The organism is Paenibacillus sp. OK076 (assembly GCF_900110055.1).
In the GTDB taxonomy this organism is placed as follows: Bacteria; Bacillota; Bacilli; order Paenibacillales; family Paenibacillaceae; genus Paenibacillus.
Window position 1 is genome coordinate 4,022,112 of sequence record NZ_FOCH01000001.1, and the last position, 16,480, is coordinate 4,038,591.

A 16,480-nucleotide genomic window follows, 5' to 3' on the forward strand; every position below is an offset into this window, starting at 1 on the left:
CAAGACACTAAAAATAGAAATCTATTCCATACTACCCTGCATTATAAACGACGGATCACAACTAAAAGTTACAAGCTTTTTACAACGTTCCGTGAAAAAGTTAATATTTTGATGAACAAACGAAAAAAGCACCCCAACGAGTGGGATGCCTCTTGAATATTCGCTGAATTTGCCTCTATGGCGGCAATCATTACAATTTTGATACCGTTCACAAGCAAACCGTCCAATCCGGTTTGAATGATATTATTTACCAAATGAAGAAGGATCTTCACGCCAGGATTTGAGCAGTTCAAAATCACTCTCCTGGATTGTCCCCTCAGCCAAAGCCACATCCATCAAAGCGGTGTAATTGGACAGGGTTTGCAGTGGAATTCCCGCTTCTTCAAAAGCCTTAATGCCTTTGTCCAGCTGGTAGCTGAAAATCGCCAGCACTGCCAGTGGAGTCGCCCCGGCTACGCGTACTGCTTCAGCGGCTTTGATTGAACTGCCACCTGTTGAGATCAGGTCTTCAATGACAACAACCTTCTGCCCCTCGGTAATCAGACCTTCAATCAGGTTCTCTTTGCCATGTCCTTTGGCTTTATCACGAATGTAAGCCATCGGCAAATTCAGCTTTTGCGCCACCCAGGCAGCATGCGGAATACCCGCTGTTGCAGTACCTGCGATGACCTCTGCATCGGGGTATTGATCACGAATGATCGCTGCAAAAGCTTCAGCAATGTCGTTACGAATCTCAGGATAAGACATCGTTAGACGGTTATCACAATAGATTGGTGATTTGATGCCGGATGTCCAGGTGAATGGCTGCTGCGGACGCAGCGCCACCGCTTTTATTTTCAACAGTTGGGAAGCAATATGGTTAGGAATCTCATTAAGTTCGATCATGCGTTCAACATCTCCTTCAAAATGGTTTCTGCCGCTTCACGCGGATGGGGAGCGCCTGTAATTGGTCTACCTACAACGATGTAATGGCTGCCTCTGGCAATAGCTTCACCCGGCGTCAGGACACGAGTCTGGTCGCCGAGGCCACTCCCTGCTGGGCGGATGCCTGGTGTGACCGTGTGAAAATCACTGCCACAGGCTGCGCGGATCGCCGGTACTTCCAGCGGGGAAGCAACGACGCCATCGAGACCTGCCTCACGAGCCAGTCCTGCATAACGGACTACTGCTGCCTCAACGCTGCCCTGGATGCCGATCTCGGTATTCATCGTTTCCTGACTTGTACTGGTCAGCTGGGTAACCGCAATAATCTCAGGTCTGCGAAGAGAAGGATCAGCAGCCAGAGCCGCCTCTGCACCTTCACGGGCGGCACGCATCATGCTTGTACCTCCAGCTGCATGCACATTAAACATGTCCACACCCAATCGGGTGATGCTTTCAGCACCCCCACGGACCGTGTTTGGAATATCATGCATTTTCACATCAAGGAATACCGAGTATCCCTTCGATTTCAGCTCGCGAATGAAGTCCGGGCCAGCGGCGTAAAAGAGCTGCATGCCCACCTTCAGATAACATGGAATGCCTTCTAAGGCTTGTACCAATTTCTGTGCTTGCTCTGCTCCGGGATAATCGAGTGCCACCATCAGACGGCCAGCCATTTCGTTGAAATTCGGGTGATTCATATTCCAGCGCTCCTTCCAAAAGCTTGATTTTTCCGTTTTTGCCCGATATAAAGGACATCCCGCCAGCCCGAAGGCTGACTGATGTCCTTGATCAGTGACAAATCGTCTTATTTATTTTACAAGTGCTGGCATAGCCTCAGAGGAGAAGTTGATCGTTTGCAGCATGATCAACAGGGCACGGATCGTATCCAGTGAAGTCATACATACAATACCGTTCTCTACCGCCTCACGACGAATACGGAATCCGTCACGCTGCGGAGTTTTGCCTTTGGTCAGCGTGTTGAACACAAAGTTTGCTTCGCCGCTGCGAATCATATCGAGAATGTTCGGCGAACCTTCACTTAATTTGTTCACCGTCGTCACCGGAATGTTCGCTGCTTCAAGCGCAGCTGCCGTGCCTCCGGTAGCCATGATTTTGTATCCCAGTCTATAGAAACCTTCAAGCAGTGGAACAGCTTCCTCTTTGTCTTTGTCCGCTACCGTTACCACGATTGCTCCGGTGGCCGGGATCTTCATGCCTGCACCGATAAGACCTTTGAACAACGCTTTGGCGTAATTCGGGTCACGACCCATAACCTCACCTGTGGATTTCATCTCAGGTCCAAGCGTTGGTTCCACACGACGCAGCTTCGCGAAGGAGAAGACCGGAACTTTGACGGAAACATGATCCGATTCAGGCCATAGACCGTCGACATATCCGAGGTCTTTCAGCTTCACACCCAGAATGGCTTGTGTTGCCAGGTTCGCCATCGGAATGTTGGTTACTTTGCTCAAGAAAGGAACTGTACGGGATGAACGCGGGTTCACCTCGATGATGTACACTTGACCCTCATGGATAACAAACTGGATGTTAACCAAACCGATCGTTTTCAGTTCTTTTGCAATCTTGATTGTAATCTCTACAATTTTCTCTTTCAGATCCTGGGACAGGTGCTGTGGCGGATAAACCGCGATGGAGTCACCGGAGTGAACACCTGCGCGCTCGATATGCTCCATGATGCCCGGAATCAATACCGTTTCACCATCACAGATCGCGTCAACCTCAACCTCTTTACCCATCATGTAACGATCGATCAGGACCGGATGCTCCGGATTGATTTTAACCGCCTGCTCCATATATGTCAGCAATTCTGCATCGGAGTATACAATCTCCATCGCACGACCGCCGAGTACATAGGAAGGACGAACCAGTACCGGGTAGCCCAGACTTTGAGCCGTTTCAACTGCATCATCTACCGAAATGACTGTTTTGCCTTTTGGTTGTGCAATTTCCAGACGGGAGAGCAAATGCTCGAACTTCTTGCGATCCTCTGCCTCATCAATGTTTTCCAGATCTGTTCCGAGAATCGTTACACCAGCGGCACGCAGTGGTGCTGCCAGGTTGATTGCCGTTTGACCACCAAACTGTACGATAACCCCTACAGGCTGTTCTTGTTCGATAACGTTCATGACATCTTCGAAGAACAGAGGTTCAAAGTACAAGCGATCCGATGTATTAAAGTCCGTAGACACGGTCTCCGGGTTGTTATTGATGATAACTGCTTCATAGCCTGCTTTTTGCAGAGCCCATACTGCGTGTACTGTCGAGTAGTCAAACTCAATCCCTTGACCGATCCGGATTGGACCCGAACCAAGTACAACTACTTTTTTCTTATCTGAAGGAATGACTTCATTCTCAGTTTCGTAAGTAGAGTAGTAATATGGCGTTGTTGCTTCAAATTCAGCTGCGCATGTATCTACCATTTTGTAGACTGGGCGAAGGTTTTCCTCTTCACGACGTGCTCTGACTTCAGCTTCTTTCGTTAGCGTACCTCCTGGTTGACCTTCAGCACGCAGCTCAGCAATAGCACGGTCTGTGAAGCCAAGACGCTTCGCTTGATAGAGAGTTTCGGAGGACAATTCGGATTCCTCGCGAATGCGATCTTCGAAGCGAATCAGCCCTTCGAGTTTATCCAGGAACCACCAGTCAATCTTCGTCAGATCCTGAAGCTGTTGCAATGTATAACCTCTACGGAAGGCTTCAGCAAGCAGGAAGATACGCTCATCGTCGGCTTTGACCAAACGCTCGTTCAGCGTTTCTTCATCCAGTGTTTCGGCATCTTTCAGATACAGACGGTGTACGCCGATTTCCAGGGAACGTACAGCTTTATGAATCGACTCTTCGAATGTCCGGCCAATCGCCATAACTTCGCCTGTCGCTTTCATCTGTGTACCCAGTTTGCGGTTTGCCGAGATAAACTTGTCGAACGGCCAGCGTGGGATTTTGCTCACGATATAGTCCAGTGTTGGCTCAAAGCATGCATACGTTTGGCCCGTTACCGGGTTCACGATTTCGTCCAGTGTGTAACCCATGGCAATTTTGGCAGCCATCTTGGCAATTGGATAGCCCGTTGCTTTGGAAGCTAGTGCCGAAGAGCGGCTTACCCGTGGGTTAACTTCGATAACATAGTATTGGAAGCTGTGTGGATCAAGCGCAAACTGTACGTTACATCCACCTTCGATGTTGAGGGCACGGATGATTTTCAGGGAAGCTGAGCGCAGCATTTGATATTCACGGTCAGACAACGTCTGGCTTGGTGCCACAACGATACTGTCACCTGTATGAACACCTACCGGGTCAAAGTTTTCCATGTTGCAGACTACGATACAGTTATCGTTTTTGTCACGCATAACCTCATACTCGACTTCCTTCATGCCTGCGATGCTCTTCTCGACCAAACATTGACCGATCGGGCTATAACGAATACCTGCTACAACTGTCTCGCGCAGCTCTTCTTCGTTGGCACAGATCCCGCCGCCTGTTCCGCCGAGCGTGTAGGCTGGACGGACGATGATTGGATAACCAATCTCATTCGCAAAATCAAGTGATTCCTCAAGTGTTGTTACGATGACACTCTCAGGCACAGGCTGCTCCAGTTCGCGCATCAGATCACGGAACAAGTCACGGTCTTCCGCTTTCTCAATGGATGTGAGCTGTGTTCCAAGCAATTTGACATTCTCACGTTCAAGGACGCCGGCACGTGCCAGTTCTACAGCCATGTTCAGACCCGTTTGACCGCCAAGGGTAGGCAGCAAACCGTCTGGACGTTCCTGGCGAATAATTTGCGTTACAAAATCCAGTGTGATTGGCTCGATATATACTTTGTCAGCCATGTTGGTATCCGTCATAATCGTAGCCGGGTTGCTGTTGATGAGTACAACTTCCACGCCTTCTTCTTTCAGTGCCTGGCATGCTTGTGTACCGGCATAGTCGAACTCGGCCGCTTGACCGATGACGATTGGACCTGAACCAATCACCAGGATTTTTTTGAGATCTTTGTTAATCGGCATGTTATTGTGCTCCTTTCACTGCGGCTGCCAGTACGGCTTGACGCGGCTGTTGCGGGTGAGTAATCTTGTGCTCCCGAATCATCTCGATAAAGCGGTCGAACAGATAGCTGTTATCATATGGTCCTGGCGCTGCTTCCGGGTGGTACTGAACCGAAAACGCCGGGAATGTTTTATGTTTCAGACCTTCGATGGTCTTATCATTATTGTTGATATGTGTCACTTCAAGGTCCGTATTTTTCACGGATTCTTCATTAACAGTGTAACCGTGGTTCTGGGATGTGATGAAGCAACGTCCGCTCTCCAGTTCTTTAACCGGGTGGTTTCCGCCGCGGTGTCCAAACTTGAGTTTCTCTGTATCGGCTCCTGCTGCAAGTGCGAACAGTTGGTGACCCAGGCAGATTCCGAAGATCGGAAATTCGCCGAGCAGTTCACTGATCATTTTAACTGCGTGAGGAACGTCTTTCGGGTCCCCAGGGCCGTTGGACAGCTGAATACCATCCGGGTTCATGCGGCGGATTTCGTCCGCTGTTACATCATGCGGAACTACGACAACGTCACAGTTACGTTTGCTGAGTTCACGCAAAATCCCTGTTTTTGCACCGTAGTCAACCAATACAATGCGTTCAGCCGTTCCCGGGCTGTTGTAAACATGTTGAGTAGAAGTCATAGGAACCTGGTTACGCAGCTCAGCGATGCTGGTGTCTCCCATCATCTCCAGCAACTCTTCCACAGGTTTCGATCCTGTTGTGAGAATTCCTTTCATTGTGCCGTGGTGACGAATCCGGCGAGTCAGCATCCGTGTATCAATCTCGCTGATCCCTACGATGCCATACTCTTTAAGCAAATCGTCTACGCTGTATTCCGCACGCCAGTTACTTGGCGTCGGCTCATGACGACGTACCACAAAACCGTGTACGAACGGACGAATCGACTCGAAGTCGTCACGCGTAATGCCGTAGTTACCAATCAGTGGATACGTCATGGTTACGATTTGACCGCAATAAGAAGGATCCGAAAGCACCTCTTGATAGCCTGTAATTCCCGTATTAAAAACGACCTCACCTGTTGTTTCACCTTCAGCACCGAATGCTTTCCCGGTGAACAGTGTGCCGTCTTCCAACAATAATCTTGCCTGTGCCTGCATCCCATTTCACTCCTCTGTGTTTATCAGGTCGAATGTATTTCGTTGAACGTGGGGTGCGTGCCACAATGGCGGTGACTTCGTGGACAGAAAACCCTTCGATCGCTGTTATCCCCGGATTACTTTTTATCATTTTTTCAAATGATGTAATCCGGTGATAAAGGCGAACGCTTCGCTTCTTCGGGTCTTTTCTGTCCACTTCGTAAGCTACTGTAGCGCGCCCAAGTTCAAAAACCATACATTCGACTTTGCATTGTTTCGTATGTTTGACTCTCGGCATGGTTTGCCTCGAGTTAGTTTTAAAGATGTTGTTTTGCATAGGTTGTAGATTTAGAGTTATAAAGCCTTGTTGTTTTAAAAGAATTAAAGAGGTAAAGTTTATTGATTTATTGATCTAATAAGTTACTGATTTACTGTTGTACCGTGTTGTTCCACACGCTTTTCCCGTCCACCCATGTCTGTACCGGCCATCCTTTTAACTTCCAGCCTGTGAATGGAGTGTTTCTTCCTTTGGTTGCGAACGTTGCAGGATCAACCGCTTTTTCCTCGTTCAGGTCAATCATCGTGATATCCGCTGGTGCTCCCTCTTCCAGCTTGCCAGTATCCAGCCGGAATACCCGAGCCGGATCAGCTGTCATGCGTTTCACGAGGAAGTCCAGGCTCCAAAGCCCTGTTTCCACAAACTTCGTGTACAGCAGCGGGAAGGCTGTTTCGAATCCAACGATGCCGAATGGTGCCAGCTCCATGCCTTTTGCTTTCTCTTCTTCGCTATGCGGGGCGTGATCGGTAACGATCATGTCCAGCGTTCCGTCCAGCAAACCTTCGATACAAGCTTGCACATCGCGTGGTGAGCGAAGAGGCGGGTTCATCTTCCAGTTGGCATCCATGCCCGGAATATCTTCATCCGACAATACCAGATGGTGCGGACATACCTCAGCAGTTACTTTAATACCGATGGACTTTGCCAGGCGAATCAAGCGAACCGACTGCTCCGTACTTACGTGGCAGACATGGTAGTGAACTCCCGTTGCTTCTGCAAGCAGGATATCCCGGCCTACGTGGATGGCCTCGGATTCATTCGGGATACCTTTGATACCCTGACGCTTCGAAAACTCGCCTTCTGTCACATATCCGCCAACTACCAATGAGTCGTCTTCGCAGTGAGCGATGACTGGCATATCCATGCTTGCTGCGAGGCTCATGGCATCTTTCATCATTTGAGCGTTTTGAACGCCCACACCATCATCCGTGAATCCAATCGCACCCGCTTCTTTCAATGCGGCGAAATCCGTAAGCTCACGTCCAAGCTCGTTCTTCGTAATAGCTGCATAAGGCAGTACTTTTACCAGGTCGGCTTCTTTGGCTTTATCCAAAACCAGCTTAACGACATCCGCGCTGTCGGTTACCGGTCTTGTGTTCGGCATACATGCAATCGTTGTAAAACCGCCTTGTGCTGCCGAACGGGCACCCGTCTCGATCGTCTCTTTATGCTCGAATCCAGGTTCACGCAGATGCACGTGCATATCAATCAAACCGGGAATGACCAGTTTGCCTGAAGCATCCGTTACGCTATGCGCTGATTGCTCTGCTTTCAATACCGCTTCGTCTTCCACTCCAGCGATCTTTTGAATTTTTCCTTCATCTATAATGATCGTTTTCCGTTCAAGTTCCCCTTGTTGATTCAAGATGTTCGCGTTCTTTATAATCTGTAGCATAATTGCCCTCCGCTTCGGTTCTGTCCGGCTTGCCGGGCAAGCCGGATGATTTTCTTTATCGTGTACCCTCACATTGCTCTATAAGAACTTCCGTCCCGTCAGCCTATGACCCACAGCCAGACCCTGTTACAGTTTCATCGCACGTTCCATGACCGCCATGCGGATTGGAACACCGTTTGCCATCTGCGGGAAGATCCGCGATGCTGCGCTCTCCACTACCGCGTCATCCACCTCGACATTTCGGTTCACAGGAGCAGGGTGCATAATGATTGTGCTTGGTTTCAGGCGTGACGCCCGTTCTTCCGTCAATCCGTAGTGTTCGCGATAATCCTCGGCCGAAGTAATCAGGCCGTGTTTATGACGTTCCAGTTGAACTCGGAGCATCATGACTACATCCGCATTGAGTGCTTCTTCCAGACCTACATAAGGTGCGTGTTCTGCCAGCTCCGGTGCCTGCATCGTTTGCGGTGCGCAGAAGCGCACATCTGCACCAAACTTTTGCAGTGCCCACAGATTCGAGCGAGCTACACGGCTGTGCAGGATATCTCCAATGATCGACACTCGCAAACCTTTCAGCTCACCGAAAGCCTTCCGCATCGTGTAGAGATCCAGCAGCGCCTGTGTAGGATGCTCGTTATTCCCGTCTCCGGCGTTCACTAGTGGAACATTCACTTTCTGAGCCAGTTGTTGCAGAACACCGGAAGGTTTCAACCGGATCACCCCTGCGTCAATGCCCATGGACTCCAGTGTGCGTACCGTATCATAGATGGATTCACCTTTCTCCACGCTTGATGCAGCCGCCGTGAAGTTTAGCACTTGTGCACCCAGACGTTTTTCCGCCATCTCAAATGAGAAGCGAGTACGCGTGCTGTTCTCGAAGAACATGTTAGCTACGAAGTGGGATTCCAGTACAGGAACCAGTTTCTCCTTCTGCGCTTCCCAGTGTGCTGCTCTGTTCAGAATGGATTCGATCTCATCTCGACTAAGGTCCTTAAGGCCAAGCAAGCTCCGGTCCTTCAATGCTGGTTGTGTAATCATCATGCTTGTTCCCCCCGGTTCTGGATGATCTTGACTTCGTCCTGTCCGTCCGTTTCCATCAGTGCAACCTCGATCTCCTCTGATTTGGAAGTCGGCACATTTTTGCCGATAAAATCAGGTCGAATCGGAAGTTCCCGGTGTCCGCGATCTGCGAGAACCGCCAGTTGAATGTTCTGTGGTCTTCCACAGTCCATCAGGGCATCCATCGCTGCGCGAATCGTCCGTCCGGTATAGAGCACATCATCGAACAAAATCACTTTTTTGTTATGAATCGAAAGTGATTCAGGTGTCATCGTCAACAGTTCCTTGCGATTCGCTTTGTTCTCATCCAAGCGATCATCGCGATAAGGGGTCACATCGAGCTCTCCCCAAGGGATCGGTGTACCTTCGATTTCTTCAATCTTGGCAGCGATCCGTTCTGCGAGGTATACACCCCGTGTTCGAATGCCGATCAGTACACAGCCCTCAATGCCTTTGTTTTTCTCCAAAATCTCATGGGCAATCCGTGTTAATGCGCGGCGGATCGCGGTTTCATCCATAATGACATGTGTCTCTGTGCTCATGCGTTCAGCCTCCTCAGGATTTACCTTTCAGATCATGGCCCCGTGACGAGGAGAACAAAAAAGACTCCTTGCCGTGTTTATTGGCAAGGAGTCTCCGAACTTCAGACCGCTCTGAAGAAAGTTTACTCTCGGGATGCATCGCTTCATTTGCCGCAGCAAAAAAACGATGTATCGTTCACGTTACCTTGCCAGTCTCACGGGACTGATTTAAAGGTGCTATTCATGTCGTTCATATTGAAGGACCTCACAGGGTTCTATACTCAATATGTCCGTTTGTCTTCATGAATTATGACAGAAAGACAACCCTCTGTCAACACCTCAACATCACAGGCGAAATTCCCCTACTGTATTCCCCTTAGAATCAGCAGTTCGGCTGAAAAACATCCAAACACATCACATTTCATTCGTTATTCATAATTATACAATAATTCTGCATATTTATCCATAGGAAATTGCGGAGAATCTTACAGCCAAAATAATCCTCTGCCTATATTCAACGTTGGAACAGAGTCTAATTATAGAGTTCAACGTCCAGAAACATGAAATACATGAAGGCTCTGCATTAGTACCCAGTGAAATGGGTAAAGTTTATAAACATGAAACAATTCATTGATGCTTCAATAAAGCCGATATACATAAGGATTTACAAATACGCGACATAGAAATAAGATAAGACCTACATTTATTTACATTTAGGAGGAAGTTATGCGTCACATTTGGCAAGTTTACAAAACAGACTGGTTACATATTTTGAAGGTTCCCACAGGTATATTTCTAATTGTAGCTATTATTTTACTGCCCGGAGTATATGACTGGGTCAACGTGAAATCCGTATGGGACCCGTACAGTAATACCCAAGGGATCAAAATTGCGGTGACAACCGAGGACAAGGGTGCTACTGTTGCAGGAACTAACGTTAATATTGGAGACGAACTGGTGTCCAGTCTGAAACACAACGAAAAGCTAGGATGGACTTTTGTGGACCAGGCTGAGGCTGATCGTGGTGTGCAAACAGGAGAGTATTATGCAAGCCTCCTCATTCCCGGGGACTTTTCAACCAAAATTACAGGTATCGTTGACGGGAAGCTGGAGCGCCCAGAGGTAATCTATACCGTTAACGAGAAGGTTAATGCCATCGCTCCAAAAATCACAGGCTCTGGTGTATCTGCGATTACAACACAAATTAATGAAAATTTCACGGAAGCCGTCAGTGAGGCTGTTCTAACCAAATTGAAGGAAGCCGGAGTTGAGATCAATGCCCAGCTTCCTACTTTGCGCAAAATGGAGAATGGCATTTTCACGCTGGAGAAAAATCTTCCGGCGATACAAGCTGCAGGTCAAAAGGTACTGGAAGTAGAAAAAGCCATGCCTGGTATCGTAAAAGATGCTCAAAAGATCGTAGAGATCGAAAAAAAGCTGCCGGAAATCAATGAAGCCGCACAGTATGTGCTCAAGGTGCAGGAGTATTGGCCACAAATTAATGACGCAGCATCCGAGGTGTTGGCTATTCAGGGGCGGATTCCCGATATTCAAAAAGCCGTAGAACGCATTCACGAAGTGGATGCAAACTTTGGTCAGGTATCAGGTGTCATCCAAACGGCCCTGGATAAAACCGACAAGGCTCTCTCTATCGTAACGGACGCAGAGCAAGATCTGGACAAAGTATCCCAAATCGCTGGTAACGGGATTGAGCTGGCCGAAGGCTTGAATCAGTTTGTGGATTCCAGTGAAGAAGCGTTTCAGGCTATAGGCCCGGTGATCCGGCAAAACCTGCTGCTGGTGCAGCAAATCGCAAACGCTGCGTCAGACGTATTTGGGCAATTGCAAAATACTGATCTTAATAAACTGCCAACAGCTGAGGATCTGGACCGGATCGCTGCCCGTTTGGGGATTGCAGTCAAACTCGTCGACAGTATGGCAGAACTACTCGGCAAAATCGACAACTTGCTTCCAAGCCATCCACTTGCCAATAAAATTACGCAGCTGAATACCATTTCAGATAAACTTCAGTTGCAAGTCCGCCTGGCTGGAATTATCAGTGATGCTCTGCGTCGCAATACAACTCCGCCCGCAGACGTCATCGCCCAGTTAAATGCTCTGTCCAAGGACATTAGCAGCGGCATTGGCAATATCATGAACACCTACGAAAGCGAAATATCGCCGGCTCTTGCGGCTGGTGCGGATAAGCTGAGGTCTCTCCTTTCCACTTCAGCAGATACATTACAGGGAGCAAGGGATCGAATTCCGGATATTGCGGACATTCTTGCATCTGCCAAAGAAGGCATTACGTTTGGGCAGACTGAATTGACCAAAATCCAGAGTGAACTGCCCCAAATACAATCTAAGATTCATGAGATATCGGAGACGCTCGCAAATAAAAGTGAAGGCTTTATCCAAGCTTTAAACACAGTGTCTTCATTAATACGAAACGATCTGCCCAAGCTGGGGACCAAGCTGAATGAAGCGGCTGATTTTGTTCGGAACGATCTGCCCAATGCCGAGAAACAGATAAGCAAGGCATCCGATTTTGTACAAAATCAGCTACCGGAGGTCGAACAAGGAGTACATCGTGTTGCCACGCTGGTACGTGATGATCTGCCAGCGCTGGAAAATGCCATCAGCAAGGCAGCAGACAAACTTAGAGAAGTCGAAGGCAATAACCAGTTTGCCGAGCTTGCCAAGCTTTTGCGCGGCGACATTGAAGAAGAGAGTGCTTTCCTAGCAAGTCCGGTGCAAATCAAGGAACAGCAGCTTTACCCGATTCCTAATTATGGATCGGCCATGTCACCATTTTATGGCGTGCTGTCATTGTGGGTCGGCTCAACGCTGCTGATTTCCCTGCTTCGTGCCGAAGCTGAGAATCCAGACGGCAAGTTCAGGGGATACGAGTTGTATCTTGGACGTCTTGCCACTTTTCTAACGATTGGATTGCTTCAAGCGATCTGTGTCAGCTTGGGAGATATTTTGATTCTCGGCACCTATGTCGCAGATAAACTGTGGTTTGTCCTGTTTGCCATGCTGGTGAGTGCCGTATTTGTCACCATAACGTACACCCTGCTGTCCGTTTTTGGGAATATCGGAAAAGGGATCGCGATCATCTTCATGGTGTTCCAGTTCTCCAGCTCGGGCGGTACGTTCCCGATCAGCATGACATCGTCCTTTTTCCAGGCATTGAATCCGTTCATGCCCTTCACGTATGCGATCAGCCTGCTGCGTGAGTCGGTCGGGGGCATCCTGTGGTCCACTGCCATTAAGGATATTCTGTGGTTGTGCATGTTCATCGCGTTGAGTCTCATCGTTGCACTTGCTTTGAAACGTCCACTCAGCAGTCTCACCAAACGTTCAGCCGAGAATGCCAAGAAGACCAAAATTATTGCTTAAAAGCGTCCCTGAGACCCTCTGCGTAATGAACGCAGTGGGTCTTTTGTTTGAAACCAACATGCACATATCGAATGAATCATGCCAAACAAGACAAGGCCATTGGATCTACAGTCCAATGGCCTTGTCTCATTATATAGATAAATAAAACCTCTGATTATTTCACTGTACGTTCCTGTTCTAACTGATCATAGGACTGCTTGATGGTTGTTAATGTTTCTACATGACGATAGATGTTGTTCCCTGCAGTAACGAGGATACATAGCATGATCAAACCTATTAGCACTTTTTTACCCATCCCCGGACGCAGACTGATGACGAAGCCCCCACCGAGAAGGAAAAACGCAAACAGATAGTGTCCTGCATACAGGTACATATCGTATTGAAATACGGCCAGCCCGAAACCAACGACGATATGAAGTAAAAAGGCAAACAGAATGTATGGCACAAGAGTCCATACTTCCCGTTCACGGATGCCCTTGATAACCCCCATGAGCGCCAGCAGCAGAATAAATATACCCGTTAGCTGAACATAGATCGGATTGGAACGGGACAGATCCGTTACAAACGCGACCATGCCCGGGTCCAGCAAATGCACTTTCGGTGACAGCATCGGATTAATCGTTAGCAGGCTTAGAGCTTTCCAATGAGCTGCGAACTGGAATGGAGTGGCATAGCTTGTACCCCCATTTTGAATGCCAAGCAGCCAATTGCTGACCCAGCTTCGACCGCCAAACGCGATGTACTGGATGCCTGTCAATACTACGATGAAGGCAACGGCCAGTGCCATAATTCCGATATACTTTTTCCAACCAGACTTGTTTCGCCACGTACGCAAATCGAAAAACATGGCGGCCGCAAACGGCACGATGTTGGTCGACGTCAGTCCGAAGTTGATGGATGCCAGCAGCGCATTCGGGATATAACGGACATCTTCGCGCTCACGGGTGTACTGCATATACAACACAGAGAACAGGATAACAAACTGCACATATGGATACGAATCCGGAATCAACGCGGTAAACATCAGATAGGAGCTGAAACCGAACAGTACAGCGAAAAGTAACGGTGTAGTGATTTGTTTGTCTTTTTGACTCAAAAACAGAAATACCAACACAACCGAACCTGCATTCACGAGTGATTGCAGGACTAGAAAGAACCAATTCCCGCCCAGCAGCTGAGCACCTGCTTCAAGCGTAACCGCAAGGAAGGAAATTAACGGATGAATCACCGAAGAACTGTTGTCTCCATAATACATGGAAGGATCGAAATTAAATAAATTAAGTGGAAACTGCGTCGTACTAAATGGCGTGTATGACCCAAGAAGCTCTGCGTGATTTGCTATGTACGTTACGTAAGGTCCATTCATGAGACCGTAAAAAAGAGCAAAACCCGCAAACAGGCCAAATGCCGTCCAATTGGTTCTGCGATTATAAAATATGTAGTCCAAAAATTTCATGCGCTCACATCCAGTTTCAATTATTCTAGAAAACCAATAAACACAACCCGCCCATAATACAAGCGACACCGATCCAGCGCAAAGGACCCACTGCTTCCTTAAAGGCAAAGCGCGCTATAATGAGCGTCCACACATACGTTAACGCATTGGCAGGCAGCACAACCGTTAAGGGAAGAAATTTCAACAATACAATGTTCAGCATCGCACCTGTACCATAGAATCCAAGTCCCATTAGAACATGCAGCTTTTTGCGACTGGTGGCGTAGGCTTTCAAACCCGCTCCTCCCATCGCTCCACACAGGGTCATTGCAATTAATACAGCAATCATCCAGCTATCGATCAACACTGGTCAACGTCACCCCGATTCCAAGCAGCACAACAGCGGCCAACTTCTGCACCGTAATTTCTTCTCCTAACAAAAAGTATCCATAGATCAGCGCAAACACATAGCTGGCACACATCAAAGGATAGGCCACAGACAGCTTTTCCAAAGCAAACGCCTTGATCATCAAAATGGCACCCAGTCCATAACACAGAAAGCCGATGCCCAGGTAGATCCACTCGGTCAGCCCCCACTTCCAGAACAGTTGGCCCGTCGCTGTAAGAAAAGCGGAGACCAGCATCAACAACTTGCCTGTATGGCGCCCTTTTATCTCCCCCACGACAATGCCTCCATCTCTGGGACGCGCTTGTTAATAAAGTATCGCTGACTCACCAACTGCATCACTGGAAGATCGGATAAGGAGTCAGAGTAGGAGCAGGATTGATCATAATCAATCACCATCTTTTTCTCATCCAGATAGGCCTGGATTCGGCGAACCTTCTCATCCCCCTTGCAATTGCTGCCTTCAATCCTACAGGTATAGCCATTCGAGTGACGAACCAGATCGGTACCGATGACATGATCCACCCAGGGAAAGTTTTTAAAATATTTCATATAAGCATGTGGAGATGCGGTCACCAGCAATACATGATAGCCTTCTTCCTTACGATGCTGCATCTCTACACTTGCCTCCGCAAAAATGGCAGTACGCAATCGTGTATCAAAAAAATGCTCCAGATCTTTTTCAGACATGCGCTCAATACTCTTGAAGTAGGAACGTTTGACACGCTCAACGGTCATCAGACCTGCCTTGAACAGCGCGGTATGAAATGCAATTACAGGCAATCTCCATACCTGCCATGGATAACGCTGAACGCCGTAATGTACAAACTGAAACATGGAATCTCTGCGTATAATCGTTTTATCAATATCAAAGATGGCGACTTTCGTGCTTTTCACCCTGATCCCCCTCTATCTTCCAGACTCTAACGTTTATTCAAAAATAGCAAAAATCAAAATAACACTTATGACATACAAAATGACCGTGATCAAGACGGGCTTGTCCTCAAACAAAACTCGATCAGGTGAACCACCTTGGTTCTTCATATGAATCAGATACAGATAACGGAACATGCCGTATATGACCAAAGGAATCGTCCACATTAAATGAATGGTGCGATCGGATGTGAACGTAAATAGCGAATAGCTGATAATGGTCGCGGTTGTGACAATGGTATTGAACTGATCCAATAACGTAATCGAGTAGTTATCCAATACTTTACGATGTGAACCGGTATTTCCCTCAAGCAGAGTAAGTTCATTCCTACGTTTGCCAATGGCCAGGAACAGGGACAGCAGCATCGTACAGATGAGAAACCACGGCGTAAATGGTACATGGATCAGCACACCGCCCGCAATCGCACGAAGCACAAATCCAGCCGCAATGGTCATCATATCCAAAATAACGAGATGTTTCAGAACAAATGAGTACGACACATTCAAAAGGAAATAAACTATACATAACACTCCGAATAACGAGTTCATCACAAAGGCTGTCCCGACGGAAAGAATCAACAGCAGAATTCCAAACAGCAAGGCGTGAGCCGGATTGACCTGTCCAGAAGCAAGAGGACGGAACATCTTCACAGGATGCTGACGATCTCTGTCGCGATCTACATAATCGTTTAAAATATAAACGCAGCCTGCAACCAGGCTAAATAAAATAAAACCTAGCAAAGTCGATAGAATGGTCTCCGTCCGAATTTCCTCAAAAGAAAAAAGCAGCGCGGCAAATAACAACAAATTTTTGGTCCATTGTTTGGGTCTCAATAATTTAAGCAATCCTGAAACGGTATTGCCTGTCCCTGCAGCAGGTGTGGACACAGTATTGGTACGTGATGATAACAATTTC

13 protein-coding genes are annotated in these 16,480 nt (G+C 47.9%); 1 reads left to right on the forward strand and 12 read right to left on the reverse strand.

Annotation, left to right across the window (positions count from 1 at the left end; genetic code table 11):
- Positions 1-243: 243 nt before the first annotated feature.
- The 7 genes from pyrE to pyrR form a co-directional block, all read right to left on the reverse strand.
- Positions 244-885, reverse strand: coding sequence for an orotate phosphoribosyltransferase (gene pyrE / locus BMY78_RS18030; RefSeq protein ID WP_090901429.1), 642 nt, complete (start codon positions 883-885; stop codon positions 244-246).
- Positions 882-1,622: an orotidine-5'-phosphate decarboxylase gene (gene pyrF, locus BMY78_RS18035; RefSeq protein WP_090901433.1), complete on the reverse strand. Its 741-nt coding sequence runs from the start codon at positions 1,620-1,622 to the stop codon at positions 882-884. The genes pyrE and pyrF overlap by 4 nt, the downstream gene beginning before the upstream one ends.
- A gap of 111 nt (positions 1,623-1,733) precedes the next feature.
- Positions 1,734-4,952: a carbamoyl-phosphate synthase large subunit gene (gene carB / locus BMY78_RS18040; protein ID WP_090901436.1), complete on the reverse strand. Its 3,219-nt coding sequence runs from the start codon at positions 4,950-4,952 to the stop codon at positions 1,734-1,736.
- A 1-nt stretch (position 4,953) separates the two neighbouring features.
- Positions 4,954-6,096 carry a glutamine-hydrolyzing carbamoyl-phosphate synthase small subunit gene (carA, locus tag BMY78_RS18045; RefSeq protein WP_090901439.1) on the reverse strand — a complete coding sequence of 381 codons (1,143 nt, stop codon included), beginning with the start codon at positions 6,094-6,096 and terminating at the stop codon, positions 4,954-4,956.
- Positions 6,097-6,503: 407 nt separating this feature from the next.
- Positions 6,504-7,808 (reverse strand): dihydroorotase, encoded by a 1,305-nt coding sequence (locus BMY78_RS18050; protein ID WP_090901442.1) that lies wholly within the window; start codon positions 7,806-7,808, stop codon positions 6,504-6,506.
- A gap of 126 nt (positions 7,809-7,934) precedes the next feature.
- A complete protein-coding gene (locus tag BMY78_RS18055) occupies positions 7,935-8,846 on the reverse strand; it encodes an aspartate carbamoyltransferase catalytic subunit (protein WP_090902574.1) in 912 nt (303 codons plus the stop codon).
- The gene (pyrR, locus tag BMY78_RS18060) at positions 8,846-9,409 is read right to left on the reverse strand and encodes a bifunctional pyr operon transcriptional regulator/uracil phosphoribosyltransferase PyrR (RefSeq protein WP_090901445.1); all 564 of its coding nucleotides are present in this window, start codon (positions 9,407-9,409) and stop codon (positions 8,846-8,848) included. The genes BMY78_RS18055 and pyrR overlap by 1 nt, the downstream gene beginning before the upstream one ends.
- A 705-nt stretch (positions 9,410-10,114) precedes the next feature.
- Between pyrR and BMY78_RS18065 the strand changes: the two genes are divergently transcribed.
- Positions 10,115-12,790: a YhgE/Pip domain-containing protein gene (locus BMY78_RS18065; protein WP_090901448.1), complete on the forward strand. Its 2,676-nt coding sequence runs from the start codon at positions 10,115-10,117 to the stop codon at positions 12,788-12,790.
- Positions 12,791-12,944: 154 nt separating this feature from the next.
- On the opposite strand, the gene BMY78_RS18070 is transcribed toward BMY78_RS18065, so the two are convergent.
- Genes BMY78_RS18070 through BMY78_RS18090 form a run of 5 tightly spaced genes read right to left on the reverse strand, consistent with a single transcriptional unit; the run spans position 12,945 to position 16,476 of the window.
- Positions 12,945-14,246: a DUF6080 domain-containing protein gene (locus tag BMY78_RS18070; protein ID WP_090901451.1), complete on the reverse strand. Its 1,302-nt coding sequence runs from the start codon at positions 14,244-14,246 to the stop codon at positions 12,945-12,947.
- 25 nt (positions 14,247-14,271) lie between these two features.
- Complete coding sequence (locus BMY78_RS18075; RefSeq protein WP_256222180.1) at positions 14,272-14,592, reverse strand: DMT family transporter; 321 nt, start codon at positions 14,590-14,592, stop codon at positions 14,272-14,274.
- A complete protein-coding gene (locus tag BMY78_RS18080; protein WP_090810048.1) occupies positions 14,579-14,869 on the reverse strand; it encodes an EamA family transporter in 291 nt (96 codons plus the stop codon). Before BMY78_RS18080 ends, BMY78_RS18075 begins: the two co-directional genes overlap by 14 nt.
- 26 nt (positions 14,870-14,895) lie before the next feature.
- On the reverse strand, positions 14,896-15,528 hold the full coding sequence (locus BMY78_RS18085; RefSeq protein ID WP_090901455.1) for an HAD family hydrolase: 633 nt from the start codon (positions 15,526-15,528) through the stop codon (positions 14,896-14,898).
- A 33-nt stretch (positions 15,529-15,561) separates the two neighbouring features.
- Complete coding sequence (locus BMY78_RS18090) at positions 15,562-16,476, reverse strand: decaprenyl-phosphate phosphoribosyltransferase (protein ID WP_371129142.1); 915 nt, start codon at positions 16,474-16,476, stop codon at positions 15,562-15,564.
- Positions 16,477-16,480: the final 4 nt, after the last annotated feature.